The sequence below is a fragment of the Rhodoferax sp. genome (assembly GCF_014859475.1).
In the GTDB taxonomy this organism is placed as follows: Bacteria; Pseudomonadota; Gammaproteobacteria; order Burkholderiales; family Burkholderiaceae_C; genus Rhodoferax.
This window is the reverse complement of record NZ_JACUUE010000273.1, coordinates 1-2,664: the sequence shown is the minus strand read 5'-3', so window position 1 is coordinate 2,664 and position 2,664 is coordinate 1. Positions and strand designations below refer to the sequence as shown.

Annotated in this window: 2 protein-coding genes; both read left to right on the top strand. The window is 51.7% G+C overall.

Annotated features, from left to right (window positions below; all coding sequences use genetic code 11):
• Nucleotides 1-146: 146 nt before the first annotated feature.
• Nucleotides 147-1,907: a lipid A export permease/ATP-binding protein MsbA gene (gene msbA / locus IBX54_RS14245; RefSeq protein WP_296543315.1), complete on the top strand. Its 1,761-nt coding sequence runs from the start codon at nt 147-149 to the stop codon at nt 1,905-1,907.
• Nucleotides 1,908-1,921: 14 nt separating this feature from the next.
• On the top strand, nt 1,922-2,664 hold a 743-nt coding region (locus IBX54_RS14240), incomplete at its 3' end, for a glycosyltransferase family 2 protein (RefSeq protein WP_296543314.1).

Sequence of the window (2,664 nt, the reverse complement as noted above, 5' to 3'; positions counted from 1 at the left end):
TCGCTGCAGAGCGAGAGCGCGATGGGGCAGGAGCAATATGATGTTGTGCTGCTGTAAGCGCTTTTTCTCGCCTTTCAACGCAAAACCTGAGCCGGATTCAGTGAAGCCAGTTTTTCCATTTTTTGCACCCTGTTAAGGCCAACCTCATGCAGCCAAACAGTACGCGGCTTTATTTACGTCTTCTCGGTTACGTCAAACCCTATTGGCGCATCTTCGCCCTGTCAATTCTGGGGATGGCCATCACGGCAGCCACCGAGCCGTTGCTGCCGGCTTTGCTCAAGCCCATGCTCGATGGCGCGTTCATCGATAAAGACAACGCTGTCATCAAATTTACGCCGCTGATCATTTTGGTGATTTTCTTCGTGCGCGGTATAGCCTCGTTCATGGGAACTTATGCCATTGCGTGGGTTGGCAACAAGGTGGTGATGGATTTGCGTGAAGCCATGTTTCACAAACTGCTGACACTACCCACCCCGTTTTATGACGACCACGCCACCGGCAATCTGATGTCCAAACTGACATTTGACGTGGCCCAGGTCACCACGGCCGCCACCAGCGTGGTGACGGTGGTCGTACGCGACTCCATCATCATCGTCGGTTTGCTTGGCTGGCTGTTTTATTTGAACTGGAAACTCACCTTGCTCAGTTTGATCATGGTGCCCGTCATCGCCTTCATCCTGCGAATCATCAACGCCCGCTTGCGCAATGCCAGCCGCGATGCACAACAAGCCATGGGTGACATCACGCAGGTCATCGAGGAAAGTATTGCCGCACACAAAGTCGTCAAACTGTTTGGTGGCCAAAACTACGAACGCAGTCGTTTCAGTGAACAGGTCAACTGGGTGCGACGCTACAACATGAAGCAGGCCATGGCCGCGTCCAGCAACGTGCCAATTGTCCAGATGATTGCCGCCATGGCCTTGGCAGCCATCATCTATATTGCCACCTTGCAGACCGCCAACGATGAAACCACTGTTGGCGGGTTCCTGTCATTCATCGCTGCCATGCTGATGCTCACGGCGCCGATCAAGCGCCTGACGGGTGTGAGTGAGCATCTGCAGCGCGGCTTGGCGGCATCGGAAAGTGTCTTTGCGTTAATCGACACAGCGGGTGAAATCAGCACCGGCAAGATCGACATCGGCCGCGCCGAGGGCTGCATCGAATTCGAGCAAGTCAGCTTGTCTTATGAGCGCGACGACAGGCTCGCGCTGCGAGACATTTGTCTGAAGATTCCCGCTGGGCAAGCCGTCGCACTGGTGGGCGCATCCAGCAGTGGCAAGAGCACATTGGCCAATCTGGTACCGCGCTTTTATCTGCCCGACAGCGGACGCATCACATTGGATGGCCATGATCTTGCAGAGCTTTCACTTGCGAGTCTGCGTGCCAATATTGCGTTGGTCAGCCAGGAAGTGGTGTTGTTCAACAACACGGTTGCCGCCAATATCGCCTACGGCCAGATGCGCGAAGTCCCCGAGGCAGAGATCATTGCCGCAGCGCAAGCCGCGCACGCCATGGAGTTCATCAGCGAGATGCCACAGGGCTTGCAGACACTGGTGGGCGAACGTGGCGTGAAGCTTTCCGGTGGCCAACGCCAGCGCATTGCCATTGCACGCGCCATTCTTAAAAATGCGCCCATTCTCATTCTTGATGAAGCCACTTCTGCGCTGGACAGCGAATCGGAACGTCACGTGCAAGCCGCATTGGAAACCCTGATGCAAGGGCGCACCTCATTGGTCATTGCACACCGCCTGTCCACCATCGAAAAAGCAGATCGCATCGTCGTGCTGCAAAAGGGTGAGGTCATTGAAACAGGGACCCACGATGAATTGCTGGCTCGCAATGGGGTGTATGCGCAATTGCATCACATTCAGTTTGGAGCTGCTGGTGTAATGCGCGATGCGCTATAGCTGTTACCAAAACCATGCCCATGAAATCGACCCTTTCCGTCATTGTTATTGTAAAAAACGAGGAACACGATATTCGCGCCTGTCTGGAATCCATTACTTGGGCTGACGAAATTATTATTTTGGATTCTGGTAGTACTGATAATACTTTATCCATTGCCAAAGAATACACTGAAAAAGTTCATACATCGATTGATTGGCAAGGATTTGGCATCCAAAAAAATCGGGCTTTGGCTTACGCCACCTGTGATTGGGTCCTATCGCTGGATGCTGATGAGCGTGTGAGCGAGGCCTTGCACCAGGAAATTGCAAATGCGATTCAATCTGCAGGGCCATTGATTTACAAATTACCCCGACTTTCAAGTTACTGCGGCAAATTCATCCGGCACTCCGGTTGGTGGCCAGATTATGTGACACGACTTTTCAAACGGGGTGAGGCTTCATTTAGTAATGACCTTGTTCATGAGAGTCTTGTTTTTAAGGGGGAAGCCGCTAAATTGACTGCACCCTTACTTCATGTGACCTACAAGGATCTGGAAGAAGTCATCTCAAAAATAAATCAATACTCAACGCTTGGTGCCAGAAATAGCCATCAACAAGGCAAACGTGGGGGATTAGTGCCTGCAATTGCACATGGGTTTTGGGCTTTTGTAAGAACTTATATTTTTCGGGCTGGATTTCTGGATGGCGCTGAAGGGTTGATGTTGGCTATATCAAATGCCGAAGTAACTTATTATCGGTATTTGAAGCTATTCTATTT